Genomic DNA, 22,057 nt, shown 5'->3' with positions numbered 1-22,057 from the left:
ATTGAAACGGGCAAATATTCTTTCAGAATAGGCCCAACTGGCGAACTCGGGTTAGGCAATGATCGGCAGTGTCGCTTGGAACTTGGGACGAACGTTCATCTGATTGCGCCGACAGGTTTCACGAAGTCCGAATATGGTGAGTTGCGGATTAACAGCGATTGCTCATCCGTATCCGGAACAGTTAGCGTGGTTAAGGGGTACAATCAACAATATTCAACCTTAGTGCTGAACAGTGCTGGGAATTTGTCCGGAGTTTCCGAATTCGACATATTCGGTGGCGTGTTCTCTGTAACTTGCGCTGCCGGGAATAACAATCAACTGAAATCTGATGCGGTGATCAGGTTGTCAAGGAAACAAGGAACGGAAGACGACGTGTTCCGGTACAGTGGCGCCAATGCTGCCTCAACCCAGATGATCTCCCGGATCTCTCTAAGTCCTTTTGGCTACTTGAGGTTCAATACTGCGAGCAGCCCCAAGCCAAAACTCATGCTGACTCATCCGACTTCCGGTTTTGACAGGGGGGTGGATGGAAAAGGAGCATGTCAGATTCAAGCTTCCGGCTCGTTCCCGAATGAGGCTTTGCTGGTTGACTTGGTGGTGTCTAACGGAATTCAGCCTGGCGTGGTGATTCCATGGATGGCTACGGAGGGTGCCGCGCCCGTGAGGTTATCCCCCTCTAATACGCTCGAGATCGTTCCAGTTACCCAGGCGCCCAGCGACCTGAGTACATGGGGCGGTAATGCCAACTATGCGATTACAAATGCAACTCCCGCCCCGACAGGCGTGATTCCCAATGGGACATCCATCGATTCGCTTAGCGTCAATGGCCCGTCGTCAAAAACAGTCCTGACTATTGGTTCATCGACCAGTGATGTGTTGACGGTGAGATCGGGATTGATTGGGCTCTGCGCTGCGTCGAGTGGAAATCTCATTATCACAAACGGTAGCATTACGTCTGGAACCAATGAGTTGAATGTGCTTACGGGACTTCAGGCTGGATCGGCCGAGATTTCGGTGTACTCGGCCATTGTCGGGCCAATCGCACTGACAAAAGCTGGAAATAAGATTCTCCATTTGTATAGCGCCAACAGCTATTCCGGTGGGACCTTCGTTAACGGCGGTACAATCATAGGAGAAGTGGCTGGCTCAATCCCTGGTCCGCTGTTTGTTGAGGCGGGCAGTACTTTCGCTGTGCGTACTGGCGCGATCGTGACGAACTCAAGTATCACGGTGCGCCGCGAAGGTTTGCTGCAGATACCTGATGGGACTGCAAGTTATACCTTTAGCGGGCTTCTGACTTTTGATGGAGGAGTGATGACGTTTGGGAATGCGTTCTCGGGGTCCGCCGCAGTGACCGTCAATACTCCCGGGACTGGGTTGGTTTTTGGAGATGGTGGGCTGATCAGTCAGATATCCTTAAACAGTTTCCACTCCTTCAAGCTCTACACGGATGTGTCCTGTTCTGCCGCATCCTCGAATCAGGCAATCATTACAACAATCAACCGGACTAACCTCGTTCAATTTATGGATATGAATACGGGGGCGGCGGCAACACGGACGTTCACCGTCTCGAACGCTGTCGGGTTGGCGGCTGGGGTTTCGGAGATGGTCTTGGATATTCCCCTGAGGGAGCCGGCGGGATTTCCCGTTACGATCATGAAGAAAGGGGATGGCATCCTCGAAATTTCGCGCATGAACGGGACTATCAGTGGAGGCGCGGTGGTCAGCAATGGAACACTTTTGCTTGATATGTACGTTCCTGCAACCAATCGGGCCTGTCAATTGACATTAGGTTCGGCTGCCGTGACGGGTCTGGCTTCGACAAATGGCCTGTATGTTGGTGAGTTATTGACAGGCAGCGGACTGCCGGCTCAGGCCGTCATCAAGTCAATTGATAGCGCGAGTCAAGTCACTTTGACAGTGAATGCGAGTTCAACCACGAATTATAGCGTGAGATTTCCTGCGTGCGGTTCGCTTGGCACCGGGAGCGTGACCGTCGCTGGCTCCGGCACGCTTGATGGCGTCGGTGTGGGTGGCAATGTAACCGTCAAAACCGGCGGAACGTTGGCTCCGGGGACCACCACGAACATCATGTCGACCTTCAATGTGGGTGGAAACCTCCTGGTGGAGAGCGGCGGCATCCTCTCCGTGGATCTGACGGCGAGTTCCAATGATGTCGTGGCGGTGGCGGGCACCGCGGATATTACTGGGGCCATTCTGGCGGTCAACGGGCCCAAACCGGTGGTCGGACAGACGCTCACTATTCTCACGGCAACCAGCGTCGCCGGGACCTTTGCAACGGTGCCGGATGGCTATTCGGTGAAGACGGTGGGGAACACGTTACAGCTGTCTCGTGCAGCGGCGGGCTTCGTTTTCAGCGTGGAATAACCGCGGGGGCGGCAAGATTTCGGAGCGGGGGACGTCATGAAAAGATATTTTCAATGGTTGGGATTGGCCGTGATGCTGGCGGGCGCATCAGGTGCCTTAGGGGCTGTCACGAATTCAGCCCCCTGGTCCGACTCGTTCGAGACCTTCACCAATGGCTCCTTGCTGGATGGGACCAACGGGTGGACCGGATCTCAAGGTGACGCTGGTGCAGTTACCTCCACTCAGGAGGTGGTGAACCTCCTGACGAATTATCCTGTCTCAGGCAAATCCCTGCCTTTATCCGGCTCTCACACCAATGTGGTGGTGCTGAACGCCGAGCTGGTCAACCATATCCAGAGTACGACCGGCGGGGTGGTGAAGGTGGATTTCATGGTCCGTCCGACCTGGTCGGAAACGCCTCCCACAGGGAATACCAATAAGCAGTATGCCTTCTGCATCGCGACCAATGGCCTCCTGACGCTCTGGCACTATAACCGGACGGCGGGCAGCAATGAGTGGCGCACGCTGGCGGCCAGCCCGGTCATCAGCACCAATGACTGGAGCCGGTTCACTGTCGTTCACGACTATTCCAATAAGATGTTCCAGATCGTGGTGAACGAGGGATCCGCTCTGACGGACGCGACCGGCTGGACCGCCGGGGGCGCAAGCGCGTCCGGCTCCTGGTTCTATATGGTGCAGACCAATGGCTTTATGTCCCGGGTATTGGCCGAGGCGGCCCCGGCGTTTATTGACGATGTGGTGGTGGCCCGGCGGTCGTTGACCTGGAGCCGGACGAATTTCACGGAGAGTGTGACCAATAACGGGGCAGTTGATAACAGTTCGCCTTTATTGATTACGCTGGCAGTCGATACCTTTAACGGCGCTCTAAATGAAAACTTTACCGCCTCCGGCAAAGCCACGGTGAGCGGGCTTCCCGCCAATCTGGTGGCGGTGGTGCAACGGGTGAGCCCGACACAGTTGTCCATGACCCTGACCAATACGGCGCTGGCACATGAGGCCGTCAACAGTACCACTCTGCTTGTTCAACTGGCTGATACGGCGTTCACGATGCGCAATGCCTGGGATGTGATGGGAAGCCAGACCAACGTGGCGCTGACGTTCCTGAATACCCCCCGCCTGGGCTACAGCACGAACCATTTTTATGAAACCAGCACCAACAACGGCTCGATTGATAACAGTTCCCCGTTGCTGATCACCCTTACGAATGGGACTTTCGCGGGAACGGTGGGCGAGGACTTCGCGACGAACGCGGCGAAGTTGGCGATCGGGAATCTGCCGGCAGGACTGATCAGCGAGGCCATTATGTTGAGTGACACGCAAGTGCAGTTCAGACTTCTGGGGGCGGCGACTCAGCATAACATCGCGCAAAATATATCAACCCTGAACCTGACCTTCCTGAATGGGGCGTTCAACATCGTTCCGGCCTCGAGTGTGTTTAATGTCAGCACCAATCTGAGCGTGTCATTCATCGATCCGTCCACGTTAAGCTATGGCACGACTATCTTCACGGAAACGGTGGCGAATAACGGGGCCATAAGCGGCACGACGCTGACATTGGTGAATAAATCATTTAATGCGACCAATGGGGAGGACCTGGTGGCCAGTGGCAAGGTGACGTCCGCGAATCTGCCAGCCTCGCTTGGACTGCATGTGGTGCGCGGCGCCACGGCGCAAGATGCCACGGTGAGCTTCTCCGGGACGGCCAATGCTCATGCGGTGGCGAACAATATTGCGAATCTGGGGATTACCTTCCTCAATACCGCCTTTGTGGGGGCGAATGCGGCGGGTGTAACGAATTACTCACTGTCGAATCTGCAGATCCAGTTCACGAATCCGCGCTCATTGGCCTATAGCAGGACGAGTTTCACGGAGATTTCCGGCGGGGCCATAGATAACCGCAGTCCGGCGACGATCACCCTGACAGGGGACACCCTGACGGGTGCCGATAACAGTGACTTTGTGACGGCCAGCAAAATCACCGTGGGGAATGTGCCATCCGGGCTGACGGCGGTGATTACCAAGATTTCGGCGACCCAGTTGAGCATACAGTTCTCCGGGCGCGCAACGGCCAATGCCCCGGGTGACAGCGTGTCGACCATTAGCTTTACGTTTAACAACACCGCGTTTACCGCAGGGAATGCCGTCTATGTCAATGGATACGCCAATACGGCCATCGGCATCACCTTCATCACGGACTCAGGCTTTTTCAACGTCATGCCCTATCAGGAGTCATTTGAAGGGTACCATGCGGGCCTACAGATATCCGGGACGAATGGTTGGCTCGGCAATTCCGTCACCGCAGGAATCGTAACCAATGGCTTGGCGTTGACGAGCAGTCTGGCGTCTTATGTGTCGCCGGGTCACACGTATCCGATTTCATCAGCGACGCATACCAATGAGCTTTACGTGCAGGACTCCCTGCGGGTGGCGGTTCACAGTGAGACGGCGGCAAATGTGTATCTGGAGTTCATGACGATACCCGTGCCCATGAGCGAAGCGCCGGTGGGGGATACCAATCAGCAATGGGCTTTCTACGTCAGGACCAATGGCGAGCTGGTGGTCTGGCAACAGACCCGTAGTGGCGGCCCGGCTGTCAACGAATGGATCACGTTGTCCAATGCCCCCGCCATCAGCACGTCGCAATGGTCCCGGTTTACGATCGAGAATGATTACACGCACGACATGTTCCGGCTCATGGTGAACCAGGGTTCGGCGGTAACCGATTCGCGCGGCTGGACGGCGCCGGGCGGCAGCCTGGGTGGGGCGTGGTTCTATATGGTGCAGACGAATCATGTGCTGGCCGCCTTCAAGATGACCGGTGGCGGCGATGGCATTCTGGATGACCTCACGGTCAACTCCATGCTGGATGGCAGTTTCTATCCGACATCCGGCGCGGTATACATGATCCGGTAAGAGTCTGCCTCCCGAACCGGTGCCGACAGAGCGGCACCCTCCATTAAATATTTCTCATAAACGATGTTTTGATGTATTCAATGGAGGGCGCCGCTCTGTCGGCGCCTGCTATAAAGGAATCTCTATGATCGAACTAACCAAGACGAACCGCAAGACCGCCGAGTGGGTCCCTTTCGAGAGCGGCACGGTGCAGTTGAATGTCGGCACGGCCACGGGATACCAGTTGGTGATTGAAGATGCGGCGCGGCGCGAATATGTCCGGTGCGCCATCCGGCCGGGGCAACGCGTGCGGTTCAAGGCCCGCGGGACGGCCGGTCTCCATTCAGTACGTGTACTCTCCCCGCTCAGTTCAGTGCTGGTGGAGACCGCCTTCACCCTTAAGGCGGCCACGCGTATTCACTGTGATCAGGGGCCCTATGGAAAACTGATGGAGCGGCTTGCCACCCTGTTGGCTACGAATGACGAAGCCCGGCATTGGGTATTGCGAGGAAAATTGCGTCATATGCTGGTCATCTGGGGGCGCGACCATGTGCATACGCTCAAGGGGATGAAGTACTTCATGGAAGATGTGAAGTCAGCCATGGATTATTGGATGGAGACCCAGGAGCCCAATGGCATGGTCTGGGATAATGTTTATCAGAATACCAATTACCCCGGACGGACCTGGTTCGGCGAGGCGTTGGGGAAAGAGTACTTTCGCTATGAAGACGGGGGCCGCTACATTGTGCGCCGCATACCCGTGGAAGCTGACTGCGAATTTCTTTACACGGAAGGGGTGTGGCAGGCCTGGAAGGCGAGCGGGGACGACGCCTGGATGGCGCAACAGATCCCCCGGCTGGAAAAAGCGCTGAAGTACAACACCACACATCCTGTGCGCTGGAGCCGGAAGGCGGGGCTGGTGCACCGCTCCATGTGCATGGACTCCTGGGATTTCACCAATCCGGTTTTCTATAAAGGGGACCACCGTTGCGTCAAGCCCGGTGATCCGCAATTCCTGTTTCACGGCGATAATTCGGGCGTGTATTCCTCCTACTGGCGTTTGGCGGATATGATCGAGCATCTGGGGGACTCGAAGCGGGCCGGCGCGTTACGCAAGGAAGGGGAAGCCCTGCGGCAACGGGCGAACAAGGCCCTGTTCTTCGGGAATACCTATGGCCACATGATTCCGGAGACGCTGGACCCAAAGGCGGTCTACGCCAAGGTGGGTGATGAGCGCAAGCGCATGAGTTTGTCGCTCGGGTATACCATCAATCGCGGGCTTCCCACCCATGCCATGGCGGTCAAAATCATTGATGAATACCAGCGGCGTCGCCAACAGGAACGCAACAACAGTTTTGCCGAATGGTGGACGATGGATCCGCCCTACCAGCTTGATCAATGGCCGGCCGAGGGTTCAGGGGCCAGTATCTGGGGGGATTACATGAATGGCTCCATTTGCCCGATTATTGCCGGGGAGCTTTCGCGCGCGGCGTTTGAGCATGGCCGTGAAGCCTATGGCGTGGATATCCTGGAGCGGGTCTGGGCACTTTCCGAACGCGATGGTGGGGCCATGCATCAGTCCTATCGGCGGTTACCAGCGCTTCCCAAGTTGCCAAAGACGCGCTTTACGGCCATCAGCCTGGCCGGTGTGGCGAACCGCGGGTTGAAGGATGGTGCCTCTGCGGCCGTTCCGGCATGGGTGAATGAGAATGAGAATGATATGCGGAACCTGCCGACCGGGCGCCGGCGGTATGGGGCCATTGAATTCACGGTGGGCGATCCTCGCCGGAATGAGGGCAGGGCGGTGTTGCATATCGACTCAGGGCGGGCAGATGTACCTCGGGAGGCCACCGTCCCGGTTAAAAAAATCAAGGCACGCAGTTTGTATTTCATGCAGGCGACATCCCGGGCGCTGCCCCCTCATGCGGTGGTGGGGCTCTATGACGTCAGGTATGCGGATGGAACCGAAATGCGCCTTTGGATCCGAAATCAGCACGAGATCAGTCATTGGTGGGGCATCTCCGACAAAGGGCTGGACCGGGAAATAGTGCGTGTCGCCTGGCGGGGCAAGAACCCCTCATGGTCGAACGTGGGGCTGATGATGTTTGGTTGGAATAATCCGCATCCTGATAAGCCGATTGTCGGGATCCGGGTGGCAACGGCCGATGGCGGCCAGGAGACGGGCATGGTGCTGGCGGCGATTTCCGCCAGTGATCAACCGGTGGCATTCGAGCCACGTATCCGCTCGTATGGGTTGCCCGACAGCTGGTCCCAGGCGGCGGTCTTGTATGCCCTTACGGATGGGCTGGCAGGAGTGGAAGATACGGGCCGGGCGTTCTCGCAGGCACGCATCGCCCCCCGATGGAGCGCCACGCCCGCAAAGAAGGCCGAGGTTGTGCTCCAGTATCCCGCGTCGGGAGGGTATTGCGCCTATCAGTACCGGTATGAACCTGCCAAGCGGCGGATCCTGCTGGATGTCACCGGGAGCATGGAGCAGACTCAGGTGAATTGCCTGCTGCCGGCAGGGGCGCGCGTCGCTGAGGTCGCGGTTGGGGGACAGCCGGTTGCCTTCAAGATCCATACGGTCGAAACGTCCAATTATGTTCAATTTGAGGCGTCAGGCCTCCTGCGGGAACCCGTAGTGATTGGTTTGTTGAAATGAAGTCACTGGCGGCCCTGTGGGCCGCCAGTGTTTTAGAGTTATCAGGATGCATTGGGGAGAAATGATAGATGCTTGTCACTCGTCAGAATCAAATTCCATTTCTTTGGCTGATCATGATCACGGTGCCTTGGGCCCTTTTCTACTTCATGATTCAGGTTAACGGTGTTAATTTCTTCATTCTCAACCGGCTGATTGATAATCCTGCGGCCTTGACCTTCTTTTTCTCCCTGCCGGGCCTGATATTCTTGTTCATTCCGGTCGGTCCCTATATTTCGTTCATGTCCGACCGCATCTGGACGCGGTGGGGACGCCGTAAGATTTTCCTGATCATCAACTTTTCGGCGATGGCCCTTGTGATGTTTTTCTACCCGTTGGCGCCCAATGTGTGGGCGTTTCTGGCCCTCATGTGTATTGCGGCGTTTATTGGAGCTTTTGGAACGCCTTTTGAGGCCCTAAAGCTGGAGATTATCCCGCCGGATATGCGTGGGCGCTCTTCCGCCATGAATACCTGGGTCAACACGATTATCAATATTGTGTTTTCCCTGGCCGTGATCGGCCGGTTCGATGAGGTCATTCCTTTTCTGGGAGGACAGATCAGCGGGATCAAGATCCTGTATTGGAGTGCGGCGCTCGGGCTGCTGATTGTGGTGTTTTACTACTTTTTCGGGATTCATGAAGTGCACCCCAGGAGTACGATTACTGGCGAGAAATTCAATATCAAAAAGGCCTGGAAGGCCATGACCATTCCCCAGTTACGCTACCTGTACATTTTCATGATCGCCACGACGTTGCTGGGGGCAAGTCTGGGAAGTTTGGGGACCCTGCTGTATATCAATCAGTGGGGATATAGTTTTCAGGAAATGGGCATTAATATTGCGTTCGGCGGGATCATCAATCTTTTTCTCATTCCGATTATCGGGATTTTTGCCGACAAGGGACGCCAGCACCGCATGCGGATTTGGCTCACGTGTGTCGGCATTGTCTCGGTTCTAACGCTCAGCTATTTCGCTTTTGTCACGTGGTATTTACCTGACCAGCGGCCGTCGCTAGTGGAAATCATATTTTTCGGAGAAACCACCTGTATCGTCGGCATTATCGGGGGGATGGTTTATTATCCGCTGGTATACGACTATATTCCCCGCAATTTAATGGGAACCTATAGTGCCGGCTGCGGCATTGTGGCGGGGATTGTGGGCTTTTTCACGACGAACGGGTTGGGGGTTTTCCTGTTGTGCTGGGCAAAACTTTTTCAACCGCCGGCTGGTGAAATGGTGCGTGTGTGTCTCGAAACGGAAATGCAGCAACCCCAGGTGGCGCAGATTCTGTATCTCGATCATCTGGTCACCCCTGACGGAGCCCCCGCTGCCACCCGTGATATTGTTGCCAGGCCCTGGTATGCCAATGGGATTGTTAAGGATAATGGCGTGTGTTACGAAATCCGCCTGCGTGACGCTGACGGCGAAGCGAAAATGAAGCGGAGGGATGAGCTCAAGAATACGATCGACGCGCTTGATGCGAAAACAGCGTTGGATCGGAAGCGTGGAAGTGCAGGGGATACGATGGTCCGGCGCGAAAAAGAGCTGGAGGCGCTATGTGCCGAGAATGAACAGCTGAAGCTGGCCATCGAAAAACGTTCGGCGCAATGGCGCGCGGAAGTCCTCCGTGGTTTGGATCAGCATCTCATGAAGGAGGGGACGGCACTCCTCAGTAACACCCCTGCCCGGGCGGTGGTTTCGTTAGTGCTTACCACCCGTAAACCTAAAGACAAGGAAGTCGACCAACTGAATAAACGGTTAAGGGCGGAAGACCCTGCCGCCATCAGCCTTGGCTCGATACGTCTGGAGCGTGGGTTTGCGTTTTCGGTCTCTACCCTTCTGCCGGCGGACAAGGACCCGAACGACATCATGCGTGCCCTTTGCCAGCGGTTGATCCGTCTTGGCGATGAAACGGCTCCCGGCCTGATGGCCCACGCGACCCCGGTATCCGCTGTTGCGATCAAGCCGGCGGCAGTTATTGAGCTTGCCTTGGTTGAGGATCCGGTCAGGAACTTCATGTCACCCATATCCCGGGTAATGAATGCCTTGCTTTCCCGATTTGTCGATTTGCCGCCGCCTGACCAGAAGTTGATATCCCTTGCCCGCAATGTCTGTAAGGGGGGGCTGATCAGTCACGCGCGCACCGCCGCACTTGCCGGGCGGAATGGGGTACACCTCATCGTCGTTGCCGATGATGAAACGGTGGGCGACAGGGGCGTGTGGACGGCCAAAGTGCTGGATAGGATCCGCTTGGAATGTGCCTCGCTCAAGCTGACGGTACCTGCGCCTGTGATTGATCAGGGGGTAGTCCCCCTCAAGTATAATTATATGTCCGGATACCTCTACGTATTTGCCCTGGTCATCTGTGGATTCGGCCTCGTCATGTATTTCATTCATCAGGAAAAGATCGGGGTCGTGAAAAAATGGGGGGCGGAAGAAGCCAGGAGTGATAAACAGATGAATACTCCGCTCACGTCGATGATTGGCCCGGAGGCAGGTCAGGTAGTCGCCCCGGTTCGAGTCTCAACCAGTTCCCCGGAGACCTACACCCCAGGCTACCTGATCCCAAAAGTTATTTTCGCTTTGGCGGGGTTGTTGGTGGTTGGGGTGGCTTTCAAGCAGGCATGGCCGGATCTGCGGTTGCTCGCGGTGGGACGGCCCACGGAGGCGATCGCGGTGTCCGTCGTGGCCAGCAAACCCGGCCAACCGGATTTTGTCATGAAGAACCAGGCGGAACTCAATGCCAAGATGAAGGCGGTCAGCAACGCCAAAGATTACAGTTGGACGTTTTATAACGAGTTTGTGTTCGAGGCGACGGACGGGCAGGAAGTGGCCTTCCGCCGTGGGGTAGGGTGCAAGCTCAAGCCCTCCATGCCGTTGCTTGATGAGAACGGACTCCCCACTACGGCCAAACTGTTCTACGATCCCAAGGTGCCGACACGTACCGTGTTGCCCTTGGAATACAGCACCTGGCTGGCTCCCGCGCTGACCGCTATCCTTGGCTTGATGGCCTTTGTGCTCGGAGCCGTGTTTGCATGGTTTGCAACAAAACCCATCACGCTTTCGGCGAATGCGGCCGTGAATCTCACCGGTGACGGCTCTAAGAGGGATTGAACCGGGTTAACCGTTTTGACATACTTCCGGAATGAGCAAACGTATCACATTGCGCGATGTGGCTGCGCAGATCGGGGTGTCGACCGCCACGGCCTCCCTGGCCTTGCGGGACAGTCCGAAATTGCCGGCGGCCACCCGTGAACGTGTCCGTAAGGCCGCCCTTGACCTTGGTTACCAGTTCGATCCGATGCTGGCGGCTCTCTCGGCTCATCGTTGGAACCGGCAACCGACGCATCTGGGATCCACATTGGCGGTACTGGCGGATGGCCTGGTTGAGGGTGAGCAGGGGATGAGGGAGCGTGCGGCGGCGCAGGGATACGGGCTGGAAGTGTTCCAGATCCGTGACTATCCAGACCCCCAGCGGCTGGCGGATGTGCTCCATAGTCGAGGGATTCTCGGGGTGATTGTCGCGCAGATTTTCAAGCCGGGCTTCTGTGCGGCCTTTGACTGGTCGCGGTTTATCGCCGTGGCCTGCAGTGAAGGCTATGAGCGGCCACCGGTCAATTTGGTGATGCCCAACCACTTCAAGGCGGTGCAGGATGCGTGGGACCGGGCCCGGGCGGCAGGGTATCGCCGGATTGGACTGGCGCTGTACAACATGCCCCTTGCCATCGATTATCATGAGCGGTATGCGGCGTTTTTGGAACGGCAACGCCAGGTCTCAGATTCGCAACGGATTCCGCTGTGTGTCCTTGATCCCCCGGGTGCTGACCCGAAGTTCCACCTGGCGATGGTCCGGGAAATGGGGAAGTGGATGCAGGAGTGGAAGCCCGAGGTCGTGCTCGGGTTCAATAATTATTTTTACTGGATTCTGCGTGATGCGGGCTGGCAGGCCCCGAAAAAAGTGACCTTTTATGACCTGTGGATCACCGAAACGCCGATCATCAATCCCGGCTTCTTTCTGAGCCATGCCGAACTGGGGCGGCGTGCGGTGGAACTTCTGGATACCTTGATCCGCGGCGGGGAACGGGGCATTCCGGATCATCCGGCCACCCTCTCCATCAACTTCGCCTGGCGTGACGGACCGGCCAATCCTGTGGCTAAAGCCAAACGCCCCAGGATCAAAGGCCATAAGTTGCTAAGTTGATGAGTGTTCGGTTGTTGGGGATTGAAAAAGGCGCTCGTCCCTGTACTCGACAACCCGGCAACTTAACAACTCAACAACTTTCCCTTGCGCGACGGTTAACAGGTTAACTAAACCGGCCGCTTTCGCTCTTTTCGGGGAAGGACTATACTCTCATCATAAATTGAATTGGGTGAGTTGCAACAGGGCACAGTATCAGGGCAGGGGGTGGTGATGAATACGTCAAAACAATGGATTCAAGTCAGTCTCGTATCGATGGTCATCCTTCTGGGCGCCAGCCTGGTGGGGGCGGCGACCACGTATGTGTGGACCGGAGCCAACAGCGGCAATTGGAGCGATGGCGGGAACTGGACCAATGGGGTGGCGCCTACGTCCACCTCCAGCAATGATACTGTCTGGCTGACATCGAGTGGGACCCCACCGTCGAACCAGGACATTACGGGGTTATTCATTCTCAAGCTGATCTTCAACACCAATTCCGTAAATTACACGGTGGGCGGCAAGCCTATTACCCTTGATAACATCCTGTGTTATGACGACAACACGACGGCTCGGACCAATACGCTCAACTGTGATGTGATCATGGCCCTGAACAATATTGTCTGGGCTTTCCCGCAAAGATCCCTTCTCTTGATCAATGGGACGGTGGGGGAGATCAATGGAAGTAAGAAAATTTCCGCCAATGGGATCGGGACAAGTGGCTATAAAGATATCCTTTAACGCGCCGGTAACGAGATGGCGAAGCGGGCATGTATTTGCCTATTTTCGGAATGCTACTACATATGTGATTGAGGAGCGGTTACTGAAAATGTCGATTGACGAAGCTATATCATTCATTCAGGCAAAAGGAGAATTGGACCATTTTGGGGCGACGGGCCGACTTCGTTGAAGAAAAACAATGCCAACCACACAATTCTGGCTATCGTCGCTCCGCTCCTCAGTCAGATTGTGAACGTTGGGATTGAAACTAAAAGAGGATGAATCAAGATGACCGAATCTGGAAAACAGAAATGCCCCCAACCAGATGCTCCTGGCTATCGGCGCTGACACGCCTCAGCCAAAGCGCCAGCGTTTTAAGAAATAATTGATATAGAAGCCAGAACCACATAGCATGACCTCATGAGTCCAACAGTGTTCAAATGGCGTGGTTACCGTTTTTTCTTTTTCTCGAGGGAGGAACCCCGGCCTCATGTTCATGTGTACTGTTCTGACGGGGAGGCGAAATATTGGTTGGAGCCAACCGTGGAATTGGCCCGTAATCACGGCCTGTCTCCCGTTCAGGTAAACGAATTGAAGTCGATAGTGGAGGAAAAACAAAATGAATTGCTCAACGCTTGGCGCACCCACTTCACTGGCTGAAGTGACGAATATCGATCATTTTGGTTTTTGGCTGCTTGTTGAAAACAAGGAGTACTTCCTCCCTTATGGAGATTTTCCATGGTTTCGGGGGGCCACAGTTGACCAGATCCTAAATGTTCAACTTCTCCATGAGGATCATCTCTCCTGGCCTGATCTGGATGTCGATCTTTCCTTGGACTCGCTTCAGACCCCGGAATCGTTCCCACTGATATATTCATGACCGAACCACCGGCCGCACTGTACGCCTCGCCCTGTCGGGCTTGTCGCCAGTAAGCCGGAACGTTGGCTCCAAAGATGATGAGATTGACAAGATGATGATGTGTACAGTATCCTGTACATATGAATGCAATAACCTATACAGAAGCCAGAGAAACATTAGCGGAGACGATTCGTCGGGTTTGTCAAGATCACGATCCGATTATCATCACGCGCAAGCGAGAGGATTCTGTCGTCATGATTGCACTGGATGACTTCGAATCCCTCACGGAGACCGCCTATTTGCTCCGCAGTCCACGAAACACCCGGCGACTCCTGGATTCCATCAAGGAGCTTGAGGAGGGGAAGGGGATTGAAAGGACTTTGGCGGAATGAAGATCGTTTTCTCAAGCCAGGGGTGGGAAGACTATCTCCATTGGCAACAGACGGATAAGAAATTGCTCAAGCGAGTCAATGACCTCATTAAGGAGATTGTTCGCACCCCTTTTGAAGGGATCGGAAAACCCGAACCACTCCGGCATGCGCTGGGTGGATACTGGTCCAGACGAATTAATGATGAACACCGCCTGGTCTATAAAGTAGAGGGCGATACTGTTTTGATCGCTCAGGCGCGATATCATTATTAAGCCAACAGGTTTTTCGAACGCGACGGCTCGCACGCTCGCCGGACCCCGCGGTCAAACCAAAAGATGACAGATAAAGCTTGCAAGCTTTCTGACGAAATATTGCCTCTCGGGTTTCGTGGGGAATAAAGAAATCATGGTTCCACTCCCCAGCGGTGTCTCGCGACACAAGCCTGAGACAGGCATTTGATTCAGAGACACGGCTCGCCCGTTAAGAACGAGGACTGGGGCGATCCGGCCCATCCATTCGATCCAGTTTAACTTCATCAACCCGTTATTTGTCAAAGGGTTATGTCGACCTCCGTGATGAGCCGTTCCCGCCCGTTCACTCAGGTTTGAATCGCGCCCAAGGCATGGATTATGCTGAAAATATAAGTGGAAACCCTTTTAAATAAGGGTCGGAAAGGAAGTGGGGTATGAAAAAATATGTCATTACTGGCGCAAGTGGCCATGTTGGTTTTCGTATCGCCGACCAATTGCTCGATCGAGACGCCAACGTGAAAGTGATTGCGCGAAATCGGGAGAAACTGATTCCGTTAGTTGCGAAAGGGGCCCGGGCAATGACGGGGTCCTTGATGGATACGGCGTTTTTAGCAGAGGCTTTTGATCGGGCGGATGCGGTCTTCACCATGATTCCTCCGGATTTGTACGCGGAAAATGTTCGAGATATGCAAACGCGTATCGGGGTCTCCATTGCTGAAGCCATCAGGAAAACAGGGGTGAAGTGGGTGGTGAATCTGAGCAGTCAGGGCGCTCATCTGCTCAGGGGAACCGGCCCGATCGCCGGACTCCATGAACAGGAAGAGAGGCTAAACGCCATTCCTGAGGTCAATGTGGTGCATCTGCGTCCCACGTTCTTTATGGAGAACCTGGAATCCAATATTCCTTTGATCAGAAATCAGGGAATCATGGGCTCTCCGCTTAATGCCGAGATGAAGATTCCGGTCATCGCTACACAGGACATCGCTCGTGCCGCGGTGGAATGGCTCTCTGAATTGAGGTTTAAAGATAAAAGTGTGTGTGACCTTCTCGGTCAACGAGATTTGTCCGTGATCGAAATGACTGGAATTATTGGAAAGGCCATCGGGAAACCGGGGCTAGGTTATGTCCAATTCACCTATGAAGCAGCGAGAAACGCCATGTTGGCGATGAAGTTGTCGCCGGACATGGCAAGGCTATTCATCGAAATGTATGAGGCGTTCAATGAGGGACGAATCACGAAAGGGCTCATCCGGACAATTGAGAATACGACGGATACTGCGTTTGAGGATTATGCGGAGGAATTCGCGCGTATTTATTCAAATAAGACGTCTGAGGGAAAGGAGGCCGATGTGAGCAGAAAAGATCCAAGCCCTTCACGAGGGGAGAAATCGCCTCTAGCCTGGTGGCACCAGCTCCATCTGAAGCGCAAGGTTGCGTAAGGGCGCATCTGCGAGTTGGATTCGCCCCGGTTGCCTAAACAGTCGATCGATTCCTCTTGGCTGACTGGAGAAATAGATTATAACTGCGCCAACCCCATTTTGGCGGTTACGGCATGGCGAAGGGAAAAAGCGGATGTTAACGGCAACGGGTATCGAGAGCGATCGGGATCAGCAGGGGGCTGTTGAGCCACATCAGGCGAAGGGTGTTGAGCGTGTGCTGTCGCTGAGCGCACAACATCTCCGCCTCACGCAGGTGACGCTGGCAGACCAAACCGATCACCACAATGAGCTGGTTCAGGAACGGCAATGGTTGCTTCATCCTTCAGAGTCAGGCTTGTTGCTCCATGGAAATTTATTCGTGATCGAGAACCTGGCCGCAGGATCCGGGCATATTCTGGTTAAGAAAGCGCCTTTGCCGGGGGCCCGTTCCGTTGCTACGGAATTCGATCTTAAAAGCACCCCCCGCCGGAATGGCGGATATGAGTTTGTGTTGTCAGGGAGCCCGGAGGGCCAGGCTCACTCCTGGGAAATCCTGGAGTACCACGGCGGGCTAATGGAACGGACGCGGGTGATCCATGAGTGGCAACGGCGGCTGCGCCCCGCTACGCCCGGTCATTGGGTGCCCCGTTTCCTGAGCAACACCTGGGGCGATCGTTCCCGGGATAGCCGGATACGTGAGGATTTCGTGGCTGCAGAAATTGACGCGGCACACCTATTGGGCGTGGAGGTGGTGCAGATTGATGACGGATGGCAGCGCGGGGTCACCTCCAATTCGTCCTTAGCGCAGCAATTAGGCGGCGTGTGGGAGGGATTCTGGAATGCGGATCCCCATTTCTGGGATCCCCATCCCGAGCGGTTCAGTCAGGGGTTAGGGCCTATCGTGGAGCGGGCCAGAGCCAAGGGCATGAGCATCGGTTTATGGTTTGCGCCTGACTCCTGGAACGAATTTGCGAATTGGCGGCGCGATGCCGATTGTATCTTGAAGCTGTTTTCAACACTGGGTATTGAACACTTCAAAATTGACGGAGTGAGCGCGAAAACCGAATTGGCTTTCTGCAACCTGGATCATTTCTTTCAGGCCGTTTTGGATGGCAGTCAGGGCCGGGTGGTGTTTGACCTTGATATCACCGCCGATATCCGGCCCGGCTATTTTGGGGCGATGGAGGTCGGACCCATTTTCGTCGAAAACCGTTACACGGATTGGCATAAATATTGGCCCCACCAGACGTTGCGCAATTTGTGGATGCTGTCCCATTGGGTGGATCCGCGGCGGTTGCGGATGGAATTCCTGAGTAATGCGAGAAACGTAGAATTATACTCTAACGATCCCCTTGCGCCTTCCCGCTATACGCCGGCCACCCTCTTTGCCACGGTCATGTTTTCAAATCCGTTAGGGTGGTTTGAGGTTTCAGCTCTCCCCGCCGCCTTTTGCGAATCGGTTGCCGGATTGGTAAAAATCTGGAAGACGCATCGGGAGGCCCTGTTCAGCGGTTCCATTATTCCCATCGGCAAACAACCGGATGGGTTTTCCGTCACGGGCTTCCTGTCTTTGTCTGAAGCCCATGATAGTGGTTATGTCCTCATCTTCCGTGAGTTGTACCCTGAGGATCATATCACCCTGGTGCTTCCGGCTATCGGGCTGGGGGAATGCCAGTGGGACGTGCTGGCTCCCGGGGGCGCTATTCAATCCCAGGGCGATATCCTTAAGGTCCAGATTCCCAATCCACTTGGGTTTGTGTTCGCCAGGTTCACGGTCATTTGTGCGTCGAAAGGTTACGGTTAAACATGATGAAAGCCAAACCCCATGACTTCTTTTCCGACCCGCTTCTGATGGGGGCGGATCCGGCTACCGGGCTGATGGCGGTCGAGCATCTGGAAGGGGGCGCCCGGGATCAGATGGCGTTGTTCTGGCGGCAGGACCGCGGGACTGTTGAGACCGTCGTACCCTTTTCGCCCTTTATTCTATTGGCCCGTGAAGCCTTGTTAACGGGGCTCGGGGCAGATGTCGACGTCACCGTGCTGGAAGGGGAGGCCCCATTCCGGTGGAAGGCCAATTTTCCGACCTGGAAATCCTGCCAGCAGGCAAAGGTCTGGTTGGCGAAGGAAACCGGGGTCATGGCGGGGAATCCGCAAGCGCCCTATTTCCTGCTGACGGATCCGGTTCAACAATACTTGATTCAGACGGGGCAAACCCTTTTCAAGGGGCTTCAGTTTGATGACTTGCGCCGGATGCAGGTGGATATCGAGTGTTTTACCACGGACGGCTATGACTTCTGCAATGCGGATCGTGAAGGGGACCGGATCATTGCGATTGCGATGGGCGATTCCTCTGGTTGGCGCGAGGTGCTCTCCGGCGCCGAATGGGACGAAAAAACGTTGTTGGAGCGGTTTGTGGCGAAGGTGCGGGAGCGGGATCCGGACGTGATTGAAGGTCATAATATATTCAATTTTGACCTGCCGTATCTCACCAAACGGGCCAAGCGGTGCGGGGTGAAGCTGGCACTTGGCCGCAATGGGGCGAAGCCGGACTCACGGCCGAGCCGGTTCTCGGTGGGAGAGCGGACGATCTCCTTTACCCGTTACGAAGTCTTCGGGCGGCAGATCGTGGACACCTATTTCATGGTGCAGGCGTATGACATCACCCACCGCTCGCTGGACGGGTACGGGCTCAAGGAGGTGGCCCGGCATTTCGGGATCGCGCCTGAGAACCGGACGTACATTGACGGGAGTGAGATTTCGGCGGAGTTCAAACGTAATCCTGAAAAGCTGATGCGATATGCCCTGCATGATATCGAGGAAACCGAAGCGCTCAGCCGTCTCTTGTCACAAAGTGCCTTCATACAGGCCCAGATGATCCCTCTCTCCTATCAGAATATTGCCATCCGCGGGAATGCGACCAAAATTGATGCCTTGATCCTGCGGGAATACCTCCGGCAGAAGCGGGCCATTCCCATGCCTGAGCGTGGCCGTCCCTTTGCCGGGGGGTATACGGATCTATTTATGGAGGGGGTGATCCAGAATGTTCATCATTGCGATGTGCGTTCCCTTTATCCCTCGCTCATGTTGACACGGCAGATCGGCCCGAAAACTGATACTCTCGAGGTGTTTCATAAGCTACTGGAGCAGTTGCGGCATTTCCGTCTGGACGCCAAGCGACAGGAGCAGGAGGCGACTTCAGAGGGGGAGCGGCTTCATTTCGGGGCCTTGCAGGCGACCTTCAAGATATTGATTAATTCGTTCTATGGGTATCTGGGATTTGACCAGGTCCGGTTCAGTGATTTCGATGCCGCCGAACTGGTGGCCTCGGAAGGGCGGGACCTGCTGCGTCAGATGATTGACTGGCTGAAACAAAACGGGGCCCAACCGGTAGAGATTGATACGGATGGTGTCTATTTTGTCCCCCCGCAGGGCGAAGGGGCGGCGGCCCGGAAATCATTTAGAAGCCGTTTTTCAGGTTCCCTGCCGCAGGGGATCGAGGTCGAGTTTGATGGCGAGTATGTGGCCATGTTCAGCTACAAAATGAAGAATTATGCGCTGTTAACCGATAAGCGGGAGATCATTATCAAGGGGGCGGCCCTGAAGTCACGCGGTCTGGAGCCGTTCCAACGGAAATTTTTGCGCGAGATGATCCGCCTCAAATTGGAAGGAAAAGAGGGGGCGCTCCCCGAACTGAAGGCGGAGTATGAAGCGGCGATTTCTGAGCGGCGTTGGCCGATTGCCATGCTGGCTAAAACCGAAACGCTGCAGGATGCGCCTGCCACCTATGCCGCCAAAATTGAAGGGAAGGGGCGTGGCCGCAACGCGGCCTACGAACTGGCCTTGAAGTCGGGCCGGGACTATCGGGCGGGGGATCAGTTGTCCTATTATGTAGCCGGGACGAAGAAGACGGTGCAGGTGTTTGCGGCGGCCCGCCTGGTGGCGGAATGGAATCCCGTTGAGCGGGATGAAAATGTCCCGTATTATGTTTCGAAATTGAATGCGCTCTATGATAAATTCTGCGGCGGAAAACTGGGTGGTGAGCGGGAGGATGAATGAATAAGAAAAGCGGATTTACGTTAATTGAAATTCTGATCGCCATGACGATCATTGGCATTCTGTCCGGCGTGGTGGGGTTGTCGGTGGCCGGCTATTTGCGGAAAGCCAAGCTGGAAGCCAGTCGCGCGCAGATCAAAACCTTTCAGACGGCGTTGCAAATGTATAAAGCGGCCCATGCCCAGTTTCCCTCCACGGCGCAGGGGCTTGAGGCGTTGTGCGAAGCTCCCTCTATTCCGCCGGTGCCCAAGGATTACCCCGCTGAAGGCTATCTGGAAAGCCGTAACCTGCCCCGGGATCCCTGGGGGAATCCCTACGTCTATCTGGTTCCCGGCCGAAAAGGGGAACCGTACGAGATCGTGTCCTATGGGGCCGATGGGGAAGAAGGCGGAGCGGGAGAGGCGGCCGATATCAGCAGCGCCCAGTTTTAGGGTGCTCAATTGACATTATAACGTCATAACGCTATGTTGTTAGAGGAAATAGGAGCACTAACATGAGCGTCGCCGTCAAACGGGCTACAGTATATTTCGATTCAGCACTTCACCGCGTGTTGCGGCTGAAATCGGCCGAAACCTCGCGAAGCGTGTCTGAATTGGTAAATGAAGCCGTCTCAACCGCGCTTCACGAGGATCTCGATGATCTGGATATCTTCCGGAAACGGGCGCATGAACCTACCCTTTCGTTGGAGTCTGCCCTCCAGGAGTTGAAGCGAAATGGGAAAATATAGAGTTGAACTCAAGAAGAGTGTCCTGAAGGATTTTGATTCAATCCCCAAGAAAGATCTTCATCGCATCATCCTGGCGATTGAGTCACTGACCGACGATCCTCGTCCGCCCCAATCGAGGAAGCTCTCTGGTTTGGAGCAGTACCGACTCCGGCAAGGCAACTATCGGATTCTTTACTCCATCAAGGATGACCTGTTGATCGTATTTGTGGTGGCGGTTGGACATCGTAAGGAAATCTACCGATAAAAGAGCGGCTTAATCCTTTGCGGCCATCCCTATTGTTACGCTTTTCCGTAAATGAAATCTTTGATAGCCCATTCGCATGGTGTGTTGTCGCCGCGCTCGCTGTCCGGCTTTACCTTGATTGAGTCCCTGGTGGCGCTGGCCATTCTGGGAGTTATTGTGGGGGTTCTGGTCAATGTCCATCTACAGACGTTGCGGGCCGAGTCCTTTTCCCGGTTACGCGAGTCGGCTGTGCTGGAAGGCGAAACCATTGTCTCCCAATCCTTGTCAGGGACCGAGCGGCAGGCTATTGTGGATCAGGCAAGTCGGGAAGGCTGGACCGTGACAGCCACGCCGACGAGTAACTCTATCGCAGGAGCGGTGGTGTATGAATGGCGGGTAGCCTCATCGAATGCCGGCGCTCCGGCCGTGACCCTGTATTTGAGGGCGGGGGAAGAAAGAAGAGAGGATCATGCAAAATAAATTGAGACAACTTCAGGAGCTCCTGCGTGAAACCGGCGGGGTGGTGGTGGCCTATTCGGGGGGCGTGGACAGCACGTTTCTGGCGGCGGTGGCGGTTCAAGTGTTGGGCGCACGCGCCGTGGCGGTGACCGCCTTGTCTTCCACCTATCCCGAGTGGGAGCAGAAAGAAGCCACGGAACTGGCGCGGCAGATGGGGATCCGGCAGATTGAGGTCTCCACGCACGAAATTGAGGATCCCTGTTTTTCCTCCAACCCGCCTGACCGCTGCTATTACTGCAAGAAAGAGCTCGTGCATTACGTCAGGGCGGTGGCGGATCGCGAGGGGATTGAGGTGATTGTTGACGGAAGCACGGTGGACGATCTGAGTGATATCCGGCCGGGTCGGCGTGCGATGGCGGAAGGGCGCGTGCGCAGTCCATTATTGGAAGTGGGCCTGACCAAGGTGGAAGTCAGGGCGCTCTCCCGGCAGATGAACCTGCCGACCGCGGACAAACCCTCCCTGGCCTGTCTGGCCTCACGGGTGCCATTCGGGTCTCCCATCACCGCGGAGAAACTGAAGGCGATTGACCAGGTTGAGGGCGTATTGTGGAAGCTGGGGTTCCGCCAACTGCGGGTACGGCACCATGGAGAGATTGCCCGCATTGAGGTGGAGCCTTCCGAGCTAGCCCGGCTCTGCGAACCTGAGGTGCGGGCGGCGGTGATCAAGGCCGCCAAGGAGGCTGGGTTCAAGTATGTGTCCGCCGACCTTCAGGGATATCGGACCGGCAGTATGAATGAGGCGCTGAAACAGTAGGCAGACCT

At 55.5% G+C, this 22,057-nt stretch carries 18 protein-coding genes; all 18 read left to right on the top strand.

Annotated features, from left to right (window positions below):
• Nucleotides 1-486: 486 nt before the first annotated feature.
• Nucleotides 487-2,388 (top strand): autotransporter-associated beta strand repeat-containing protein, encoded by a 1,902-nt coding sequence (locus WCS52_07790; GenBank protein ID MEI6167081.1) that lies wholly within the window; start codon nucleotides 487-489, stop codon nucleotides 2,386-2,388.
• A gap of 36 nt (nucleotides 2,389-2,424) precedes the next feature.
• Entirely contained in the window at nucleotides 2,425-5,301 is a 2,877-nt protein-coding gene (locus WCS52_07785; GenBank protein ID MEI6167080.1) for a hypothetical protein, read from the top strand.
• Nucleotides 5,302-5,425: 124 nt separating this feature from the next.
• Nucleotides 5,426-7,942, top strand: coding sequence for a hypothetical protein (locus tag WCS52_07780; GenBank protein ID MEI6167079.1), 2,517 nt, complete (start codon nucleotides 5,426-5,428; stop codon nucleotides 7,940-7,942).
• A 68-nt stretch (nucleotides 7,943-8,010) separates the two neighbouring features.
• Nucleotides 8,011-11,091: an MFS transporter gene (locus tag WCS52_07775; protein ID MEI6167078.1), complete on the top strand. Its 3,081-nt coding sequence runs from the start codon at nucleotides 8,011-8,013 to the stop codon at nucleotides 11,089-11,091.
• A 31-nt stretch (nucleotides 11,092-11,122) separates the two neighbouring features.
• Complete coding sequence (locus tag WCS52_07770) at nucleotides 11,123-12,178, top strand: LacI family DNA-binding transcriptional regulator (protein ID MEI6167077.1); 1,056 nt, start codon at nucleotides 11,123-11,125, stop codon at nucleotides 12,176-12,178.
• Between the two features lie 210 nt (nucleotides 12,179-12,388).
• The gene (locus WCS52_07765; GenBank protein MEI6167076.1) at nucleotides 12,389-12,895 is read left to right on the top strand and encodes a hypothetical protein; all 507 of its coding nucleotides are present in this window, start codon (nucleotides 12,389-12,391) and stop codon (nucleotides 12,893-12,895) included.
• A gap of 399 nt (nucleotides 12,896-13,294) precedes the next feature.
• Nucleotides 13,295-13,534 (top strand): DUF4160 domain-containing protein, encoded by a 240-nt coding sequence (locus WCS52_07760; GenBank protein ID MEI6167075.1) that lies wholly within the window; start codon nucleotides 13,295-13,297, stop codon nucleotides 13,532-13,534.
• Nucleotides 13,494-13,754, top strand: coding sequence for a DUF2442 domain-containing protein (locus tag WCS52_07755; GenBank protein ID MEI6167074.1), 261 nt, complete (start codon nucleotides 13,494-13,496; stop codon nucleotides 13,752-13,754). Before WCS52_07760 ends, WCS52_07755 begins: the two co-directional genes overlap by 41 nt.
• Before the next feature lie 119 nt (nucleotides 13,755-13,873).
• Nucleotides 13,874-14,125: a type II toxin-antitoxin system prevent-host-death family antitoxin gene (locus tag WCS52_07750; protein MEI6167073.1), complete on the top strand. Its 252-nt coding sequence runs from the start codon at nucleotides 13,874-13,876 to the stop codon at nucleotides 14,123-14,125.
• Nucleotides 14,122-14,376, top strand: coding sequence for a Txe/YoeB family addiction module toxin (locus WCS52_07745; GenBank protein ID MEI6167072.1), 255 nt, complete (start codon nucleotides 14,122-14,124; stop codon nucleotides 14,374-14,376). Before WCS52_07750 ends, WCS52_07745 begins: the two co-directional genes overlap by 4 nt.
• Before the next feature lie 413 nt (nucleotides 14,377-14,789).
• Entirely contained in the window at nucleotides 14,790-15,794 is a 1,005-nt protein-coding gene (locus WCS52_07740; protein MEI6167071.1) for an NmrA family NAD(P)-binding protein, read from the top strand.
• 133 nt (nucleotides 15,795-15,927) lie between these two features.
• Nucleotides 15,928-17,577 carry an alpha-galactosidase gene (locus WCS52_07735; GenBank protein MEI6167070.1) on the top strand — a complete coding sequence of 550 codons (1,650 nt, stop codon included), beginning with the start codon at nucleotides 15,928-15,930 and terminating at the stop codon, nucleotides 17,575-17,577.
• 2 nt (nucleotides 17,578-17,579) lie between these two features.
• Complete coding sequence (locus tag WCS52_07730; GenBank protein MEI6167069.1) at nucleotides 17,580-19,829, top strand: 3'-5' exonuclease; 2,250 nt, start codon at nucleotides 17,580-17,582, stop codon at nucleotides 19,827-19,829.
• A complete protein-coding gene (gene gspG / locus WCS52_07725) occupies nucleotides 19,826-20,257 on the top strand; it encodes a type II secretion system major pseudopilin GspG (protein ID MEI6167068.1) in 432 nt (143 codons plus the stop codon). The genes WCS52_07730 and gspG overlap by 4 nt, the downstream gene beginning before the upstream one ends.
• 62 nt (nucleotides 20,258-20,319) lie before the next feature.
• Entirely contained in the window at nucleotides 20,320-20,553 is a 234-nt protein-coding gene (locus WCS52_07720; protein MEI6167067.1) for a CopG family transcriptional regulator, read from the top strand.
• A complete protein-coding gene (locus tag WCS52_07715) occupies nucleotides 20,540-20,797 on the top strand; it encodes a type II toxin-antitoxin system RelE/ParE family toxin (GenBank protein MEI6167066.1) in 258 nt (85 codons plus the stop codon). Before WCS52_07720 ends, WCS52_07715 begins: the two co-directional genes overlap by 14 nt.
• A gap of 51 nt (nucleotides 20,798-20,848) precedes the next feature.
• Nucleotides 20,849-21,256, top strand: a complete 408-nt coding sequence (locus tag WCS52_07710; protein MEI6167065.1) for a prepilin-type N-terminal cleavage/methylation domain-containing protein — start codon at nucleotides 20,849-20,851, stop codon at nucleotides 21,254-21,256.
• Nucleotides 21,246-22,049, top strand: a complete 804-nt coding sequence (gene larE / locus WCS52_07705) for an ATP-dependent sacrificial sulfur transferase LarE (protein MEI6167064.1) — start codon at nucleotides 21,246-21,248, stop codon at nucleotides 22,047-22,049. The genes WCS52_07710 and larE overlap by 11 nt, the downstream gene beginning before the upstream one ends.
• Nucleotides 22,050-22,057 lie beyond the last annotated feature (8 nt).

Source organism: bacterium (genome assembly GCA_037128595.1).
Classification (GTDB): Bacteria; Verrucomicrobiota; Kiritimatiellia; order CAIKKV01; family CAITUY01; genus JAABPW01.
Note: the sequence above shows the minus strand (reverse complement) of the source record. Positions and strands in the feature narration are given on the sequence as shown.